Source organism: Sporolactobacillus sp. PKPK-6, from assembly GCF_056678885.1.
Window position 1 is genome coordinate 775951 of record NZ_JBWXPA010000002.1, and the last position, 19603, is coordinate 795553.

The 19603-nt window shown below is 42.8% G+C and carries 18 protein-coding genes; 7 read left to right on the plus strand and 11 right to left on the minus strand.

The features are described from left to right. Positions 1-97: 97 nt before the first annotated feature. From AC1MBV_RS14570 to AC1MBV_RS14580, 3 genes are all read right to left on the minus strand, one after another. A complete protein-coding gene (locus tag AC1MBV_RS14570; protein WP_370646115.1) occupies positions 98-175 on the minus strand; it encodes a putative holin-like toxin in 78 nt (25 codons plus the stop codon). Positions 176-266: 91 nt separating this feature from the next. Continuing rightward, positions 267-3113 (minus strand): DEAD/DEAH box helicase, encoded by a 2847-nt coding sequence (locus tag AC1MBV_RS14575; RefSeq protein ID WP_480948606.1) that lies wholly within the window; start codon positions 3111-3113, stop codon positions 267-269. A gap of 255 nt (positions 3114-3368) precedes the next feature. Then, entirely contained in the window at positions 3369-3452 is an 84-nt protein-coding gene (locus AC1MBV_RS14580) for a putative holin-like toxin (RefSeq protein ID WP_353958626.1), read from the minus strand. Positions 3453-3722: 270 nt separating this feature from the next. On the opposite strand from AC1MBV_RS14580, the gene AC1MBV_RS14585 reads away from it, so the two are divergent. From AC1MBV_RS14585 to AC1MBV_RS14595, 3 genes are all read left to right on the plus strand, one after another. Further along, entirely contained in the window at positions 3723-4034 is a 312-nt protein-coding gene (locus AC1MBV_RS14585) for a hypothetical protein (RefSeq protein ID WP_255749127.1), read from the plus strand. A gap of 205 nt (positions 4035-4239) precedes the next feature. Then, entirely contained in the window at positions 4240-6000 is a 1761-nt protein-coding gene (locus AC1MBV_RS14590) for an EAL domain-containing protein (RefSeq protein ID WP_480948607.1), read from the plus strand. A 352-nt stretch (positions 6001-6352) separates the two neighbouring features. Continuing rightward, complete coding sequence (locus tag AC1MBV_RS14595; protein ID WP_255749129.1) at positions 6353-7288, plus strand: aldo/keto reductase; 936 nt, start codon at positions 6353-6355, stop codon at positions 7286-7288. Positions 7289-7457: 169 nt separating this feature from the next. On the opposite strand, the gene AC1MBV_RS14600 is transcribed toward AC1MBV_RS14595, so the two are convergent. From AC1MBV_RS14600 to pplA, 8 genes are all read right to left on the minus strand, one after another. Continuing rightward, on the minus strand, positions 7458-8249 hold the full coding sequence (locus AC1MBV_RS14600; protein ID WP_255749130.1) for an alpha/beta fold hydrolase: 792 nt from the start codon (positions 8247-8249) through the stop codon (positions 7458-7460). Between the two features lie 130 nt (positions 8250-8379). Continuing rightward, positions 8380-9684, minus strand: a complete 1305-nt coding sequence (locus AC1MBV_RS14605; RefSeq protein ID WP_255749131.1) for a DedA family protein — start codon at positions 9682-9684, stop codon at positions 8380-8382. 127 nt (positions 9685-9811) lie between these two features. Beyond that, positions 9812-10615 carry an energy-coupling factor transporter transmembrane component T family protein gene (locus tag AC1MBV_RS14610; protein WP_255749132.1) on the minus strand — a complete coding sequence of 268 codons (804 nt, stop codon included), beginning with the start codon at positions 10613-10615 and terminating at the stop codon, positions 9812-9814. After that, positions 10612-11475 carry an energy-coupling factor transporter ATPase gene (locus tag AC1MBV_RS14615; protein WP_370646134.1) on the minus strand — a complete coding sequence of 288 codons (864 nt, stop codon included), beginning with the start codon at positions 11473-11475 and terminating at the stop codon, positions 10612-10614. Before AC1MBV_RS14615 ends, AC1MBV_RS14610 begins: the two co-directional genes overlap by 4 nt. After that, on the minus strand, positions 11460-12269 hold the full coding sequence (locus AC1MBV_RS14620; protein WP_255749133.1) for an energy-coupling factor transporter ATPase: 810 nt from the start codon (positions 12267-12269) through the stop codon (positions 11460-11462). Before AC1MBV_RS14620 ends, AC1MBV_RS14615 begins: the two co-directional genes overlap by 16 nt. A 16-nt stretch (positions 12270-12285) precedes the next feature. Continuing rightward, positions 12286-13224 carry a 1,4-dihydroxy-2-naphthoate polyprenyltransferase gene (gene menA / locus AC1MBV_RS14625; protein ID WP_255749181.1) on the minus strand — a complete coding sequence of 313 codons (939 nt, stop codon included), beginning with the start codon at positions 13222-13224 and terminating at the stop codon, positions 12286-12288. Between the two features lie 61 nt (positions 13225-13285). Next, positions 13286-14338, minus strand: coding sequence for an FAD:protein FMN transferase (locus AC1MBV_RS14630; RefSeq protein WP_255749134.1), 1053 nt, complete (start codon positions 14336-14338; stop codon positions 13286-13288). Between the two features lie 99 nt (positions 14339-14437). After that, complete coding sequence (gene pplA, locus AC1MBV_RS14635; protein WP_255749135.1) at positions 14438-15343, minus strand: extracellular electron transfer flavoprotein PplA; 906 nt, start codon at positions 15341-15343, stop codon at positions 14438-14440. A 260-nt stretch (positions 15344-15603) separates the two neighbouring features. On the opposite strand from pplA, the gene AC1MBV_RS14640 reads away from it, so the two are divergent. From AC1MBV_RS14640 to AC1MBV_RS14655, 4 genes are read left to right on the plus strand one after another with little or no spacing between them, the layout of a single operon-like run. After that, on the plus strand, positions 15604-17544 hold the full coding sequence (locus tag AC1MBV_RS14640; protein WP_480948608.1) for an FAD-dependent oxidoreductase: 1941 nt from the start codon (positions 15604-15606) through the stop codon (positions 17542-17544). 23 nt (positions 17545-17567) lie between these two features. Next, the gene (locus AC1MBV_RS14645; protein ID WP_255749137.1) at positions 17568-17987 is read left to right on the plus strand and encodes a NusG domain II-containing protein; all 420 of its coding nucleotides are present in this window, start codon (positions 17568-17570) and stop codon (positions 17985-17987) included. 23 nt (positions 17988-18010) lie between these two features. Next, positions 18011-18544, plus strand: a complete 534-nt coding sequence (locus AC1MBV_RS14650; RefSeq protein ID WP_480948609.1) for a Gx transporter family protein — start codon at positions 18011-18013, stop codon at positions 18542-18544. Between the two features lie 24 nt (positions 18545-18568). Further along, the gene (locus AC1MBV_RS14655) at positions 18569-19549 is read left to right on the plus strand and encodes a polyprenyl synthetase family protein (RefSeq protein WP_480948610.1); all 981 of its coding nucleotides are present in this window, start codon (positions 18569-18571) and stop codon (positions 19547-19549) included. The last annotated feature ends 54 nt before the right edge of the window (positions 19550-19603 follow it).

Consider the following 19603-nt stretch of genomic DNA (forward strand, 5'->3'; position numbering starts at 1 on the left):
TTGAGCTAGGCAATATCCGCATTGAGCGGAATCAGTGCATGAACTGAATCAATTGAAATGATCCGTTTCAGCTATCTGTGGAGAGATATGAGACGGATCATTTTTTGTTTCTTGACAACATCAGCACTAACATTCCAAAGGAAATCATGAGTGTCAGTACTTGAAATGTTGTCATAAGCGCCACCCCCAATCATCAGGGCGTCACCGATCCACTCACATACTTCATCTATTACCTTACCAAATTATAACAGATTAATAGAATCCTTTTATACCTTCGTCGTAAATTCTTGATACAGCGGCATCGGCACTTCATGATGCAAAGCAATCTCAGTAGTAATTGGTTTGTTCCCGCTATATTTAACCACATCTCCTGTTCCGATATAAATATAGGGTTCAGAGATATTTTTCTCTATAGTCTTGAATTTCCGCACAAATAGGTACAGATTTATTCCATATTTTTTATTATTTATAATTCGATGACCTTGAGTTGTATCCTGACTATTTGTATTAGGCGTCTCCCACTGAAAAAGCGAGGGGCTAATAAAATGATCTTGATAGTTGATGCTCTCCTTAATCCCCTCATCTTTGTGAAGATCAATAAACAGATAGTAGTCATTTCCATTTTTGATTGTGCCGGATCCTCGGAATGAACTGAGTATTTTTCTATAATTAGATAGTAAAGCAGATTCCACCATTGAATACTGCTCATATAGTTTTAGAAATGGGATTTTATAATTCTCATGTCCAAACATCTTCTCATAACGATAAATTCCATAATTAAGCACATCAAGAATGTAAGCCTTGTGCTCCTCATTTTCACAGATCCTATCCAAAGTTTCCGACCGTTTCAAAAACTTACCTTCGCGGTCATAGCTTCCCAATTTTACTTCTCGTGATTTCTGCCCTTGATCATCATAGGTTTGATTCAGATGTTCAAACGCATGATCAAGCGTCTCTTCATTTATGGATTCTAATAATTTCTGAACTTCATTTTTTGCCTGTTCCCACGACACGGTTTTATGAGTCATCAATGAACGTAAAATACAAAATTCATAGGGACGTTTTATAGGAAGATCAGAAGATAGCTGTCGCAGCACAGTGTTGAATGGCTCTTCATTCGCCAATTTTTTTAGCTCATCCGTTTTTTCAACAGCCGCAAGAAAAGCAAGATAGGTTTTCTTATTATTAATAAACTTAATTGGATCAGGGGCATTTTCGAATTTTGCATAGTCTAATAAGTAGTAGGGAATGGTTCGATCTTCTGCCCCAGCAACAAATTGTTTCTTAAATTCAAGATACTCTTCCTTCAAATATTTCATCGCACGGAAATTCTCTTGATTTAATTGGTCAATGATTCGTTGCTGCGAAATTCGATCCATCTGAATATGAGTCGCGCCTGGGAGATCCGGGAAACCGCGATGAACTGCAACCTTTAAGCTGTCCTTGTCATAGAAGCGTTTTCCGCTTAATGCAATCGCAATAAGAAAAGTTTTGCTGTGATTGCCGATAAAATCGAGAACTGTTAAAAAGGATTGTCCTTCATATTTTCGCAAGCCACGACCAAGCTGCTGCATGAAGATAATCGGTGAATTGGTTGGGCGTAGCATCAAAACTAAATTTACAGACGGAATATCGATGCCTTCGTTAAAAATGTTGACCGTAAAAATGACTTGCAACGGATCGTCATCATTTTCAAGTCTGCGGACCATTTCTTGGCGCTTAGACTGCTTGTCATCCCCAGTTAAATAGGTGCTGACAATACCGCGTTTATTGAATTCATCGGCCATATATTGGGCATGATCCTTGGTTACACAATAACCCAGACACTTACACTTTTCTCCGTCATAGCCGTAAAAATTCATTTTGTCGATAATAAAATCGACGCGCTCATTCACTTTGAGCCGCTTTGCAACCTCCGCCACATCATCGATGGAGACATCAGAAAGATCCACACCATCCACATCTGAAATGCCGAAGTAATGAAAAGGCAGAACCAAATCTTCCTCTAATGCTTCATTGAGTCGAACTTCAAGCGCAATATTGTTATCAAATAAACCGAAGATATCACCACGGTCACAGCGTTCCGGAGTAGCCGTCATTCCCAGTAAAAATTTCGGTTCAAAATAATCCAGTACGCGTGTATACGTTGAAGCTGTTGCATGGTGCGCCTCGTCAATAATAATATAGTCGAAGTAATCAGCAGGAAACTCGCTATAATGATCCTTGATGGTTTGGATCGTTGTAAAAAGATAATTCTTCTCTTGGTAGTCTTTGCTATTTCCAGTGTACATGCCCATTTGATTGCCGCGACCGAGCAGTCGTTCAAAAGTCTCTTTTGCCTTCGTTAGAATCTCTTCACGGTGCACGATGAAAAGCATTGTCTTGGGCTGAACCTTTTGAACGTCAAACGCTGACATGTACGTTTTCCCTGTACCCGTCGCAGAAATGACGAGTGCTCGCGTTTCGCCATGGCTTCTTAGCCGCTCAAGATTATCAATCGCCTGCTGTTGCATCATATTCGGAACGATCCGCTGCATCTCAGCATTCCCGTAGCTGTTAAAGGATGGCTCACGAGCAACCGCAACCTGAGCTTTCAATCCTTCAATAAACTTCTCGTATTTCTGCAAGAACAGATCATCTGCAACGGTACATTGCGCCCACAACTCTTTGTATTCCTTAATGGCTTTTTCCAGAAATGGGTTCTGCCTCGTGGACACTGTCGACACATTCCACTCAACATTGCTCTTCAGAGCACTCTGCGTAATGTTCGATGAGCCGATCATAACTGTATACATATCTTTATTCTTAAAAATATAAACCTTGCTATGAAAGCCTTGAACCTTGTCAGCCTCAAAAACTCTCAGGTCGATATTATTGAAGGCTTTAATCTTCTTGAGTGCTTTGGGTTCTGTAAAATTCAAATAAGTGGATGTCATGATCTTTCCACGAACGCCACGATCACGCAGCTCTTTCAAATTATCAAGCAGCAGTTGCAATCCGCTGTAGTTAATAAAGGCAACACTAAAGTAGAACTCCTCGCAGGTTGAAAACGCCTGCTGCAGTTCATATAAAAAGGTCTGTCCATTTGAATTTGTGATGAGTTTGGGGGTCATTGACTATCTTCCTTGCAACTATTAGACTGTTTTGACAACATTATACCAGGAAATAGACATAAAATTGACTGCATTGTATAATGTATTTAAATGGTTTAGTGATGTGTCCCTTGGCATACACTAATAAAGCCGTCAGTGCTGTTACACTGATGGCAAGCATGGCAACGTCCGCATTGAGCGGGCAGCAGTGCATGATAAGTAAATCAAAGATGAAAATTGATCCACTTCAGCCACTGCAATGGCATATGAGGCGGATCATTTTCTTTCTTTAAACGACAGTATCGCTATAATAAGTCCCGCAAAAGAAATTGCGAGCATTAGTGCTTGATACACTGTCATGGGCAGCACCTCCAATCTGAAGGTGTCACTGCCATCCGCTCATATGCCTTATTGCCATAATTAAAGTATATCGAATAAGATCATGCGTTCGCAATATGATTCGTATAATTATTTCTCCTAAATCCAATTAGTGACGCCATGAAAGCTACTACGTTAACAAGTAAAGGTTATATATCAAAGTTTCGAACTATCATAAGCACATCAAGCGGTAAATCCATCTTATTTGCTTATAATAGGAATTAGATATCTTGAAACCTAGGAGGCGACCTTATGAATCAACATTCTTTCTTGAAGCTCAATCTCTTCAGCTGTCTGTACGGGTTTCTGCTGTTCGCCCTGACTATGATGTTATTCCGTCCATACCAGGTCGCGGCTATTGTGCATGTTACACCGGAAGAAATCTCCGGTGGATTCTTTTGGGTCGCTATTTTGGCTGCAGTAATCTACATGATGTTTATGAATCGCTTTGCCCGTCAGAGACCGAAAAACTGGAAAGAGGCACTGGGCATCGCTTTATACGCCGTGCTCTGGTTCCCTTATTGGCTTCTTTTTGTTTTTATTGCGTTTCTCATAAGATTCTGAGATATAGACTTCCCCCTAAAAATCTGCCTCCACGCCATGGCACCTGCATCCCTCTTTTCTTTGATCTGCAATGATCTGTACATAAATCTTCTGCCCACCACAACAACAAAATTTACAAATTCTTTACCTCTATGGCCTACGTATCCCTTTTCTGCTCAGTTATAATTATTTAGAAGATACTGGGAAAGAACGGGTACGATGGTCTATGAACAATACAGTAGTAACTGACTTGGACAAGATTATCAATGAACAGAAAATAAAAGCTGTTTTTCAGCCAATCGTCTCTCTGCGTAATGGTGAGATTCATGGCTATGAGGCATTAAGCCGCGTGACATATGAAACAGAATTGGCGAATCCGGAAAAGCTGTTTTTAGCAGCGGCAGAACACAATCGGTTACACGTACTTGATTCGTTGTGCCGCTCCACGTCGTTGCGCTCATTTTATGATCTATGCGCAGGCTCACCACCAATAAAGAAACTGTTTTTGAACGTCAGTCCTGTTATTCTTCAAGACCCGCGGTTCATTCAGACATTTAGTTCTCATTCTTTGAATTCCTATCCCTTCGAGCCGAGCCAAATTGTCTTTGAGGTCACCGAACGGAGTTCCATTAATCATCCGGATCAGTTCGCTGTTTCGATACAGGATCTTAAGTCGCATCACTTTCAGGTTGCCATTGATGACGCGGGAGCTATGTATTCCGGACTAAATTTGATTACGGACACCCACCCGCACTATGTTAAACTTGATCGACGTCTCATTGAGAACATTGATCTTGGTCGTATAAATTTTGCACTCGTCAAGGGACTCGTCGAATTTTGCAGAATTTCTAACATTCATTTGGTTGCCGAAGGTATTGAGACTTTATCTGAATTAACAAGCTTAATTGATCTCGGTGTCTCTTATGGACAAGGGTTCTATCTTCAAAGACCGTCCGAACGGCTTATGGAGATCGATGAAACCATAAAAAAAGAAATTATTGACCATCATAAGATGAAAAATAATGTATTCGGTCAACCTAATGCCAATGGCTATATTTTAAATATTTGCAATCCCACTGAAACCATAACCATGCAAATGAAGATTGAACATGTGCTGGAAAAATTCAAAAAGGATGGAACGATTCCCGGTCTCTGCGTCATTGATAATCATAGAGTGGTCGGTATTATTACCCGATCTCAATTAACGATGCAGGTAAGCGGGCGCTTCGGATTCAGCCTTTATCAAAATCAGCCGATTTCAGTTCTCATGGATCGAGATTTCATTTCGGTTGACTATCGAACGCCAATTAACGAAGTCTCGAAGCTGGCCATGTCGCGACCTCAGGACAAGCTCTATGATTTCATTGTCGTGACTAAAGAAAATCGCTATTTCGGAACGGTGACCATTAAAAATCTGCTGCTTAAATCAACAGAAATAGAGGTTATAAAAGCAAAATACGAGAACCCGTTGACCGGTCTTCCCGGGAATCTGGTGATTGAACAGAAGATGAAGCAAACACTCGAAAAAAACGAGACGTTCAACGTTTTATATATCGATATCAATCATTTCAAGGAATATAACGACGTCTATGGCTTTGAAAACGGTGATTCGATCATTAAATTGCTTGCCGACATTCTCATGCTCTACTTGCCTCGCGGGCAGTTCGTCGGACATGTTGGCGGCGATGATTTTATCACCATCATGGATAAAGGAGCTATTGATAATTACTGTGAAAAAGTCAGTGAACGTTTTCAAGAAAAAGTACTTTACCATTATAATGAGCAAGACCGAGAACGAGGCTTTATCATCACTGAAAATCGTTTAGGAATCGTTGAAGCGTTTTCCATTGTTTCCATATCCATAGCCGGTACCTGTGTCCCATGTGATCATTTTTTGAACTTATTTGAGTTGACAAAGAAGCTGGCGAAGTTAAAAAAGAAATCTAAGAAGCAAAAAGATCAGCACTATTTATATATTGAGTCTTAACCCAAGATCAATGGCAAATCGATTGTTGGGTATGAAGGTGCTGTGTCTTGCTTGGTGAGCCTTTCATTCTTTAGCCACGAAATCCTTTGTAAATCATTTTGCACGTGTATTTTCTTCTGGATTATTTTTCCCTGCACCGTCTGATCCAGTATATCCTCCATCAGGCCGCGACCTTTTTTTCATGCCATTTCTGTGTTTCATGGCAATTTTCCGGGTAAGCTTGGCCATGTAAATTATCATGATTCATTCAATGCCTCATTCATCAAGTCCTATTACTTTAAATTCTCGCTTATCCGTTCTATGATTAATAGCGAAAGGCTTTTCAATAATCGGTATAGTGGAGGGAATTATCTTGAAACAAATCGCAATTGGATCTGAAAAGAAATTGGGATCGGCGGTTGTTCAGGGATGCATGCGCATCGCAGATATGCCTGAGGAAGCGGTAGATCGCCTAATCAAGACCGACCTAGAGAACGGTGTTACATTCTTCGATCATGCGGATGTTTACACGGACGGCGCATGTGAAGCATTGTTTGGCAAGGTACTGGCAAAGCAGCCCGGCTTGCGCGACAAAATCACTTTGCAGACGAAGTGCGGCATTGTTCGCGGCAATGGCGATCACAATAAAGCGTTTGACTTCTCAAAAGAACATTTGCTTGAGACGGTAAACGCTAGTCTGCAACGTCTGCAGACGGATCATGTGGATTATCTGCTTCTGCACCGCCCTGATGCCCTAGTTGAACCTGAAGAAGTGGCTGCTGCATTTGATCAGCTCCACTCTGAAGGGAAAGTTCTTCATTTTGGCGTCAGCAACCAGAATCCATATCAAATAGAACTGTTGAAAAAATCAGTGCGTCAGCCGCTGGAAATTAACCAGTTGCAGCTCAGTATCAAGTTCACCGGAATGATAGACGAGGGATTGAATGTGAATATGACAGTTGGCGGTGCTTCCGTTCGCGATGGCAGTATTCTCGATTATTGCCGGCTGAATGACGTAACCATTCAGGCATGGTCTCCATTCCAATATGGATTCTTCGAAGGCGTGTTCCTCGATAATCCAAAATTTCCTGAATTAAACAAAGAAATTGATAAGGTCGCAACGAAGTATGGTGTCAGTAACAATGCGATTGCGGTTGCCTGGATCCTGCGCCATCCGGCAGAAATGCAAGTCATCCTCGGAACAACGAACGTATCACGTATTGCTGCATCGGCAAAGGGTGCGGACATTACGCTCACTCGTCAAGAATGGTACGATATTTATCAAGCGGCGGGCAACAAGCTGCCTTAACCTTAGAAAACGAGAAGCTGAGCAATAATAGGTCGAGCAGTCAGCTCGACCTATTTTAATTCTGCTTGATCCCTCCTCACAAGAAAAGGATCGATAGTGATGACGAAGGAAACGCGCAGCACTAATTATTGCATTGCGTTTTCAATGCTCGATTTGCCTTTGTTCTTTTTCACGCCTTCTGATTCATGTCGAGCAAAAATCGCTGAATGACCTGATTGAACTGCTCATGTTGGTGCGTCGGAATTTGATGGAAGGCTTTATCAATAAAAATAATTTCTGTTTTTGTAAGAAAATCAAAATACTTTTTGTGTTTACTGATAAATTTATCGCGTGTTCCATAAACAATCCACATGGGAAGCAAATCCAATTGCTTAAGTTGAGCGGAAAAATCCGTTTTCAGTCCTGCTTTATATAGATCGAGCACCGCGTGAACATTAGCTTTTTTACAATATGTGTAAAACATTTTTTTGTCTTCTTGGGTCATTTTATGGGCATTCGCTAATAGGTTACTCAAAGCCTTTTGACCGCCGCTCGCTTTCATGATTAGAACGCCGAGCTGATATTCCATGAACAGCATTGCTGAGCCGACACAAGGAAATCCGCCGGAGAGAATCATTCCACCAACCTCATTGGGGAAAGTCAGTGCATAAGAAAGAGCTATTAAACCGCCGCTTGAGTAACTGGAAAGGATTGGCTGCTTCAATTGAAGTTCTTGAATGAGTGTTCTAAGATCAGCGACATGATCCGGAATCACACGTTCAAGGGAACGAGAAGGTTGATAACTGCTCCGTCCATGTCCTCTTTGGTCATATAAAATAATCTGTGCATGTTCGGATAAAATCTTTTGATAATGAAAAACGACATGGCCCATTAAAGGGGGATGAATGAAGATAATGGGTCTCCCTTTTCCACTTTTTTCGTAATACAAGCAAATGTCCTTTGTCGTGTTGATATACGGCATCGTAAGTCTCTCCGAGTGATCGTTTTATATTAGAATGCTTATGGCCTATTCTGCCCCTAACATTGTCATTCAAACAGTCACCTAGCATTGTTTTTAAACACACTACTGAAGGCATCTGCCTTTTAGATCATTAATGATGCACCTCGTCATTGCTAAAATTTTTCTTTAATAGCGACAGAAAACGAAACAGTTCCAATGAAAGGATTAAACCACTGACCCATACTGCTCCGAAAACATATCCTGCCACGAGATCACTTGGGGTAATGCCGAAGGCGCTGATTGCGCTTGCTGTGTAAGCAAGCAAAACGATTAAGAAGAAAAATAATTCGGACATACTGATCATGTACTTTTTTTGATGGCGTACCAGCATCATCAAAAAATACCCTAAGAGAATCAGCAGCATCATCGACTTCTTATTTGGAAAATCCAGACTCATGTAGGTTCCAGTCAGAATAAAGTGAAACAGCCAGCGCACGCCGTTTGCGAAGATAAATCCCCCGGATAATGTCAGCCCAAGAAAAAGCAGTTCAAGCCATTTGTCCCTGTTATTAAGAAGAATTGTGACCGCTGTAAGAATGATGATTACAGAGAGTGTTGACCAGGAAGACAATCCATAAACATGCTGCAGCGCCTGCTGCCATTGATTATCCACAATGAATGAAACAATTCGTCTGGAAACCTTGTCGAACGGCACAAATTCATTGCTGAGAAAATCCTGGATCATTCCTGCCATCAAAGTGATGAGTGAAATAAATGCAGCCAGAATCAAGAAAATAAATAGTTTGATCTTCAAAAAGCTTTTATACCGTTTAAAGGTTGCTTGAAAGAGGAGCAAAAGCGATTCCTTGATATATCTTCGATTCGTTCTAATCACGATATAACATAGCAATACGAGGGCAAGCAAAACGCTTGCCAGCACCAGCCATTTCTTGATTTCCACCTGATACTTGTCCCATTCCGGTCCTAATACATACCCAAGTGATATAAAGGTTCCGGTCCAAAGAAAAACACCGATATAGGCAAACACACTAAAGGACTTAAAGGGCAAGCGGATCACTCCGGATATAATGCTCGCGATATGCCTGATGCCGGGAACGAAGAACGAAAAAATGAGCAGAACCTTCCCATACTTTTGGTACCATTTAGATATGTGTTCCATCTTTTCCTGCCCCATATGAATGTACCGACCATATTTACGAAAGAAAGGTACGCCAAGCTTGTAGCCGATCCAATAGGAGATCGTCGCGCCGATCATGCCCCCAGCTCCCGAGGAGCACAAAGACAAGAAAAGATTCATCTGTCCATGAAAGGATAAGATGCCCACATAGCTCAGCAAGGCTTCATTTGGAATAGGAACACAAACCAGTTCAAGCATTAACGCAAAAAAAAGTGTCAAATATCCGTATTCATTCAGTAATTGATCTAAAACACTCATTCATGGTTCCTCCGCATGGCAGCAAATCCATAGTCAATTTCACTTAATAGTATTCGATTCGCTTCACCGTTACAGTACCTTTATTATTCAAAAAAATGATCCACTCTCCGATGAGAATGGATCAACGTTAATCAATAACAAGATTAAGAACTGCAAAAGCAGCGATAAGCAGCAAAATGACAAGTATGCAGACCGTATCTTTTATTTTCCAAGTCAACTGACGAAACGAAGAACGCGGCAGCTCGGAGCGATAGCCGCGAACGTCCATGACGTTGGCAAGCTCCTCCCCACGATTCAACGATCCCGAAAATAGCGGCAAGAAGATCGGAACCAGTGCCTTCATCTGGCGAAAAAGGGAACCTTCACCAAACACTGCACCTCGCGCCTTTTGCGCATCCATAATCCGTTGCGTTTCATCGAGCAGATTAGGGATAAAACGAAGTGAGATGGACAGCATGATCGATAATTCATCGACCGGAACATGCAGAAAACGAAGCGGACGCATAAGAAAGTTCAAGCCGTCCGTAAGTTCCATAGGCTTCGTTGTTAAGGTAACGGCAGTCGTAACGAAAATGATTGTTACGAAACGGGAAAAAATAAACAGTGCATTAATTAAACCGAATTCGGAGATTTTGATTGGCCCCCAAGTGAAATAAATGATTCCGCCGGCAGTAAAAAGAATCTGAAGGAATACCGTGAATAAAATCAACCAAATTAATGGCCGAACGCCGCGAAAGAAAACTCGGAAACCGATTTTCGTCAAGCTCATCACAAAAAAAGTAAACAGCCACAATAAAATGAGCCCCTGTCCGTTTTTCGCCATAAAAGAAATAAAAATAAAAGCAATACCTGCGATCATTTTGGCACGTGGATCAAGCTTGTGAATTGGTGAATCACCTGGAAAATAACGTCCGAGAATCAGTTTATTCATACACGTCCCACCCCGATCAAAGCCTCTGCCAGTTCTTCCTCTGTCAGGCAGACATTTGGCAATCGAATACCTGAATAAGTCTCAAATGCCAACTGGAACCGCCTCGCTTCAGGAACATCCAGCTGCCATCTGTTCAACTTTTCGCTGTCCGCAAATAGGCTGCGCACGCTTCCATGATAGACAACTTTTCCTTGATCCATGACGACCGCATCATCTGCGTAGCGTGCCGCTGTCTCCATATCATGAGTAACAAGAATAACAGTCAATCGTTTACATTTGTTCCATTGCTTAAACAGCGACATCAATTCCGCTTTTCCTGAAGGGTCAAGGCCTGCGGTTGGTTCGTCCAGTGCAATCACTTCAGGTTCCTGAGCGAGAACGCCGGCAATCGCCACTCTCCTTTTCTGTCCGCCGGAAAGTGAGAACGGCGACTGTTGAAGAATAGATTCATCCAGCCCAACTTGGCGAATCATCTTGATTGCCAGATCATGTGCTGCTTCCGGACTCGCACCGAAGTTCAGCGGACCGAAGCTGATGTCTTGTTCCACAGTTTCAGCGAACAGCTGCGATTCAGGAAATTGGAACACCATCCCGATATGCTTCCGGACTGCTTTCAACGCTTTTTTGCTCGTTTTACTGTCAATCTTAATGTCACCAACCTCTGCCCAACCGGATTTTGGAAGCAGCAATCCGTTCAGCACTTTTAGCAGACTCGACTTACCGGCTCCAGTAGGACCAACGACTGCCGTAAACGTTCCCGGAGCTATTTGCAGGCTGACGTCCTGAAGAACACGAGGGCTGTGCACCGGGCCAAGCTGATAATCTGCGCTCACTTGATTCAGTCTTATTTGCATAGCCATTGGATCCATTCACTTTCCGTCAGATAGGATTCCGGAGTGCGTCGCTCTTTGCTCATAAGCAGACGCCGCAATCGTTCGCTGAACGGTGCCTCTACGTCCATTTCCTCGCTAAAAATATCCGCAGGCAATCCACTGTTCGCCACGCTGCCGTTTTTCAACACAAGGATACGGTCACTTGCTGCTGCCTCATTCATGTCATGGGTGATGGACAAAATGGTTAATCCTTGTTCAGCCCTCAACTGTTTTAAAGTTGCCAATAGCTCTCTCCTGCTTCGAGGATCCAGCATAACAAAGGCTTCGTCCAAAATAAGCAGATCAGGATGAAGGGCAAGCACACCGGCAATCGCGACGCGCTGTTTCTGACCACCAGATAAACGGGAGGGATCTGCCTCACGATGCTCCAGCATACCGACGAGCTCCAAGGCTTCTGTTACACGCTGCCGCATGTCTTCAACCGGCATGTTGAGGTTTTCCATGCCGAATGCAACATCATCCTGCACGGTTGCTCCGATGAATTGATTATCAGGATTTTGAAAAACAATACCTGCATGACGACGAATCGTCCACTTTGTTTCCTCATTCAAGGGCATACCGCATACGAAAACGGATCCGCTCTGTGGTTTCAACAGCCCAATCAGCAGCAATGCCAAGGTAGACTTACCCGCACCATTATTACCGATAACAGACAGCCATTCACCTTTATTAACGGCAAAGGAAACAGAAGATAATGTATTGTTTTTTGCAGGTTCATATTTAAATGTCAGATCTTTAACTTGGATTATTTGCTCGTTCATCGGACATACCCTCTTTTCACAAGACAACGGCAACGAACAGTAATAACGCAACGGTTCCATTCACAAGCACCAGATTTTTCACAGCAACCACAAAGGTTTTCGATTTGACTTGAATTTGATTGAACTGTTTCACCTGTTTAGATACAGGAATGATGGCCAGCAGTGCAAGCAGCATAATCATCGGCAGTATTTTAAACAGGACACAGACAACAATTGCAGCAAAGGTCGCAGCATAGAGTCCATTAAAAAGCCAAATTGCGTAACGTTTGCCAATGTAATAGGGCAGCGTAAAGCGATGATTCTTAATGTCATCATCCAGATCGCAAATGTTATTCGCCAGCATGATATTCGCTATGGTGAACATGCACGGCAGCGAGACGAGCACGATTTCAAAGAGCAGGAGCAGATCGGCCTGCACGGTTATTGTCCGTCCTTCCCAAATCAAATTGACAATGCCTTGGTCCGTTGCGTTGACATAAACGGTTAAAAATAAAACACCGAGCCCTTCCGTGATCCCTGAAAAAATTTCACCGATCGGCATTCGTGACAGTGGAATTGGTCCGAACGAATAAAGGATGCCAATTCCAAAGCAAGCCATGCCTACGAGTAAAACAATTAGATCAGTACGTACCACAAGTACCAGTCCCAGCACCGTCGCAATCGCCAAAAGGATGACGATGGTAAACGCGACCAAAGGTTCCGAAATATGCTCCTGTCCAATGATGTTTTCTCTTCTGCGATACTCCTCACTCGTTGCTTTTCGATAATCCATGTAGTTATTAATCGCCGTTGCTGTCATATCAAAAAAGAGCATGGAAGCAAAGAAAATCGTTGTGTTGATTGGATCCAGTAGATGGAACCGGTATGAAACAAAGAGACAGCCAACAATAAAAGGAAAGAGACTGGCTAATTTGGTCTGAATTTCAACGAGTTTAAGGAACGCGCCCAGCGACATCTTTTTCACCCCTTCTTCAATTTAACCCCTTCGACACCTTCTGAAAAAAATACAGTCCTTTTTATTCTATAAGTTTAAAAGCTTTATTCGTCAGCACAAAATTATTTTTTAGATTAGGTGTTATATAGACTTTCTTATCGCGCGTCACAAATACGGCCTTAATCCCCCATTTTTTCGCATCGCTCATTCCGCCTTTAAGCCCGCCCGCAAACAGGACGGTGGAAAGCGCATCTCCGTCAGTCGAAGCATCTGTAATTACTGATACCCCTGCAATGTCATTCATAAATGGATAGCCGTCAAATGGGTTCAACAAATGATGATAGGTCTTACCATTCACCTTAATGAATCGTTCATAGATTCCAGATGTGACAATGGACTGATTGGACTCCTCGATTTTCCCGACAATCGCCCCGCGCGGTTCAAAAGGATTCTGGATACCAACGTTCCACTTTTCATCTGAGGCATTCTTCCCCAGTACGTAAATATTTCCGCCAAGGTCAACAATCGCAGACTGAACATGGTATTTCTTCAACACAGTTACCACTTCATCCGTGATAAAACCTTTAGCAATGGCGCCTAAGTCCAACCGCATGCCTTTATTTTTGAGAAAGATCGTGTGCTTTGAATCATTGAGGATCATTCGTTTGTATCCGATTAACGGAAGCACATGGTCAATCTCGCTCTGCTTCGGTTTTCTTGCATCGGAATAGCCGATATGCCACAGCTTCGAGAGCGGTCCAATGGTCAGATCAAAACCGCCATTTGAGCGTCCGCTGTACTTCTTCCCAATCTTGATCATGCGGTAAATGTCATTAGATACCTTAACCGGCTTAATTCCTGCCTCTTCATTCACCTGATCAATCTCAGACGAATCATGCTTATCTTCAACAGTCGTCGCGTCCGCCAACTCTTCGATCCGTTTAAAAACCGGCTTGAGTACATCTGCTTTCCCTTTATCAAAAATTTTCACCGTAACTACCGTGCCCATTATAAATTCGGTCCTGCTGTATGGGCTGCTGAGAATCTCCGCCTTAACAGGCTGCGCTTTATGCCCACATCCTGTCGTAATCAGCAGGCACACGATGACCATAAACATAATACCGATCTTCCTCATCGGACTCATTCCTTCCCAATGGTTAACTGCTCCTTAGAGTAAGAAAGGCTTTAGAGCAATTCCGCGCTCTAAAGCCTTTGATGGCACTGCTTCCATTCATTATTTCTCTTGGAAAACAAGATTATCGACTTCGATTGGCGTTGTATCGCCCTTTTGAGCCGCGTTAATCAGCTGTGCCGCATAAATACGGAACGAATGACTGGAGTGTGTCGCGCCGGAGACAACATCCACTTCTTCTGCATTTTGTTTGTCAAGTAACGATTTGCTGAGTGCCGGAATATATTCTTTTGGTCCAACCCCGGATTTTGCTTTCATTGCCTTTTCATATGCGGCATTTTCTGATTTTAGTTTTCCATTTTTGTCCAGAAAATCATAATTAACTTTTGTGATCTTACCGCCTTTAACCGTCATATCAATAAATGTTTTCCAACCGGTAGTGCCCAGATTTTTTTCTGCCAACTTGTACGTTCCATCCTTCAGCTTGGCATATGCATCAATGACAATTGGTGTCGTGTCGCCTTTTTGTGCTGCCTGAATCAATTGCTGCGCATAATTAATGAAATGATTAGATGATTCGGTTGCACCGGATACGGCTTCAACCTGCTGTGCATCTTGACTGGCAACAAGTGCTTTATTCAGCTTAGGGATGTATTCCTTTGGTCCAATTCCGTTTTTCGCCTTCATCGCTTTTTCATAAGCTGCATTATCTGACTTCAATTTTCCATCTTTATCTACGTAATTATAATCAGATTTAGTAATTTTTCCGTCTTTAACTGTTATAGACATTGTAGCTTTCCATCCGTGACTGTCCAATTCCTTTTCTTTTAATGAATAAGTCCCATCTTTCAAAGGTGCTCCTGCAATTAATTTTGCGGTTGCAGGTTCACTTGACCCGGAAGCCTTTTTTTCTGTGTTTGATTTGGTAGCGTTTTCATTTGATCCGCAGGCAGCAAGCATCATGATGATTAACAACCCCAACGGTAACAATAATTTTTTAATATGCATAGCTAACACTTCCCCCTTAAATCGACATTTTGTGAAATTCATCACATTATCTTGCTCTTTCATCTTACCATGTCTATGATTCATTAGCTACATCAAAATTGTGAACGTTTTCATAAAAAGTTTTCTTGTTCATTTGCTATACCTAGACACATAGATATGAAATGTGTACTATTTAATTTAGATGGATTGTTATTTATTTCACAAATTATTTCATTTTTTTGATAGCGCTTTAATTTTGTTTTTTCGAAGGGGGAAGAATAATGGGGATTAAGAACATTGTAATTATCGGGGCCGGATACGCTGGTGTTCATGCTGCGAAAAAATTGGCAAAAAAGTATAAGAAAGATGCTTCTGTCACCATTACTTTGATTGATCAGCACTCATACCATACGATGATGACAGAACTTCATGAGGTTGCCGCGCATCGCGTGGAACCTGAAGCCATCACATTCGATTTGCGCAAACTCTTCAAACACACAAAAGTGAATCTAGTCACAGATCGGGTCAAGAACGTCGACCATGAGAATAAAACAGTGACCACTGAACATGCTGCATACAGCTATGATTATTTAATTCTCGGTATGGGCGGTGAGCCCAATGATTTCGGCACGCCGGGGGTACGCGAGCATGGCTTTACACTTATGTCTTGGGAAGACGCAATGAAGTTGCGTGAACATATTGAACACATTGTTCGCAAAGCAGCAACGGAACATGACCCCGATAAGCGGCGCGCAATGCTTACCTTCGCTATCTGTGGCTCAGGCTTTACAGGTGTTGAAATGATCGGCGAACTGATCGAATGGAAAACGCGGCTTGCCAAGGTCAATAAATTGGCAGAAAACGATATTTCTTTGTATTTAGTGGAAGCGGTTCCAACAATTTTGAATATGCTTGAGCGAAAGGATGCAGGCAAGGCAGAAAATTATATGCGCAAAAAAGGCGTTACTATCTTGACCAGTTCGCCCATTGTAGAAGTTAAAGCAGACCGTATCGTCCTAAAATCGGGAGATGAACTTCCAACGCACACCTTGATTTGGACAGCAGGAGTGAAAGCGAATTCCCAAGCAAGCAGTTTCGGCATGAAATCGGCACGTGCCGGACGTTTGACGGTCAATAAATATATGGAAGCTGAGGACTTGGATCACGTTTACGTCGTTGGTGATCTCTCCTATTATGAAGACGGCGGAAAACCCGTACCTCAAATTGTCGAAGCGGCCGAGCAAACAGCCGGAACGGCAGTTAAAAATATTGCATGTGCAATTAGCGGTGGCGAAAAATCGGCATTTAAAGGCAATTACCATGGTGTGATGGTTTCGATCGGTGCCAGATACGGAGTTGCCCATCTAGGGAGCATGCATTTAAGCGGGTTTCTTGCCATTTTAATGAAGCATATGGTCAACCTGTACTATTTCTTTGGCCTTCGCAGTGCACATTATATGTTCCATTACATTATGCATGAATTTTTCCAAACGAAGGATAAACGAAATATCCTCCGTAACTTTTCCACGCGGTACGGCAATGTACTCTGGAGTCTGCCTCTTCGCGTTTTTGTCGGCGGTTTCTGGCTTAATGAAGCATTCGGCAAGATATGGGGTGAAAGTATTTGGAACAAGGTCACGTCACACTGGTCGAATTTCCATCTGCTGTTTAATGGACTTGGTAAGGATTCCTGGCTAGTCGGATCATCTGTGAAAATGCCGTTTGATTGGCTGCAGACAGCGACAACCGGTGCGAGCCAAGCGGCAAGCAGCGGTGCGGGCGACACAGCAAGCCAGTATGCCACACCTATTCTGAGCAAGATGCCGTTCTGGTTTGAATGGATCATGAAGCTTATGCTCCCGAACGCCGATGTGGCCGTATTCATGCAGAAAAGCATGGTGTTCATCGAGCTCGCCATTGGTCTCGCAATACTTGCCGGCTTGTTTACATGGATCAGCAGCGCAGCAAGCGCAGGATTCATTGTTATGTTTACGCTAAGTGCCATGCTCGGATGGGATAATTTGTGGGCACTGCCTGCTTCAATTGCATTAATGAATGGTTCCGGCCGATCTGTCGGATTTGATTATTGGGTTGTCCCTTTCCTGCAAAAGACATTGAGCAGATGGTGGTATGGCAAAGAACAGGCGATCTATAACGATGCTGCCGACAACGAAAGTCCCGCTCTCATTAAGTCGTCGAATACAAATAATTTGAACCAATAAGCTACAAGAAGGGAGGATCAGCAGTGAGCAGCTACTTAAAAATGATCAAACGCTGGGATATTATCATTGTAACGATACTTGTTCTGATCTCTTTTCTTCCCTTCACAATTTTCAGTGTGGTCCAAGCGAAAAGTAATAATGATCCAAACAACATCAATGTTGCAGTAATTTCTGTGGATAATAAGGTCGTCAAACGCATTGTACTCACAGGTAATGTAAAAACCCAGCAATTTGATGTTCACGACCTTGGCGGGGATTGTAATACGATTGAAGTGAAGAAGAACCGAATCCGGGTCAAAAGCGCCGATTGTCCCGACCAAAATTGTGTGCTGACCGGCTTTATATCTAAACCCGGCCAAACGATTGTCTGTCTGCCTCATCGTGTCGTTATTGAAATTAAAAGCAATCACGAACCGTCACAGGATATCATTGTCAGTTCATAAGGCGGCAAAGGAATCTGGTACTTATGACAAAAAATCAGCTGAATGCTTATATCGCACTGCTCGCCGCCCAAGCGGTGGTCATTAGCATGTTCGAGAACGCCATACCTTTTCCTTTTGCTGTGGCACCCGGGGCTAAGCTTGGGCTTGCGAATATCATCACATGTATGGCACTCTATACGCTTTCAACGAAAGATACACTTAAAGTACTCACCATTCGGCTGATCTTGGCAACATTGCTCGGCGGCACCATTTCCACATTCATGTACAGCGCAGCCGGTATCGTGCTGAGTTTTTTAGGGATGTGGCTTGTCAAAAAACTTGGTCCTGATCGTGTCAGTTTGATTGGTGTGAGCACAACCGGAGCTATTTTGCATAACATCGGACAACTCATTGTCGCAAGCTGGATTGCGCAAACATGGACGGTGCTTCTCTATCTTCCGGTACTGTCTTTTGCCGGTATTCTAGCAGGCATTGCGATCGGTGTCATGGCTAATTATTTGTTAAATCATGTCGAGAAATTACACAATTACCGAAGTTTGCGGGAATTGAATGAATAAGGTGCAAGATTGGTGGTGAAACAGATGGGCATTCATAAAATGTGGAAATCGTATCCGGAACTTAATGATGAGCTTGCGGATGTGCTTAAACTGATCGAATCCTATATTCGTGTACGAGACACAGCTATTCAGGATAAAATACTCGCCATGATTCGATCGGGAGGAAAGATGCTCCGCCCTGCTTACTCGCTTTTATGCGCACATATTGGTCCGGAATCGGAACGTGCGCGGCCAAAAGCAGTGGCGGCAGCACTCGAATGTCTGCACATGGCGACCTTGGTTCATGATGATGTCATTGATAAAGCGGACACGCGTCACGGACAGACAACCGTGCATGTGGATTATGGAAATAAACTCGCCGTTTATACTGGAGATTATTTGCTTACACTCGCCTTTTCTATTCTTTCCAAATATGCGGATTCCGTTCCTCAAGTGAACTTCCGCGGCTTTGAAGCAGATAAAATTTTGGCCGGTGAACTGGCGCAATTACATGGACAATACCGTGCGTCCGTTTCTGTCAAGCGGTATCTTTCTCAAATTTCAGGAAAAACGGCGCAATTATTTGCGATCAGCTGCTATGCCGGTGCATTAGCAAGCAGGGCGGATGAAAAAGCTTCTGCACACGCCTGGCGAATGGGGCATCATATTGGCATGGCTTTTCAGATCATTGACGACTTGCTCGACTACCAGGGGAACAGTCAAACACTTGGAAAACCGGTGATGAGTGATATTCGGCAAGGCATTTACACCTTACCGCTCATTTATGCCGTCAAAGCTGATCCTGACTCCCTTCGATCGTATCTGATTAAGGGAAAAGAACTAAATGACGAGGATATTCATGCTCTTTTAGGACTGATTAAGAAGCACAATGGAGTAACAAAATCTTTGCTTATAGCTCAGAGATTTACACAAAAAGCACTGAATGAACTACGGCAGCTTCCTGACGGTGCATACAAATCAACCCTTGAAAAGCTGACCAAGTCGTTGCTAGACCGAAAAATGTAAGAAGGGGATAACCTTCAATGTTGTCATCAAAGTCTCTTGTTCGCGTTATAATAG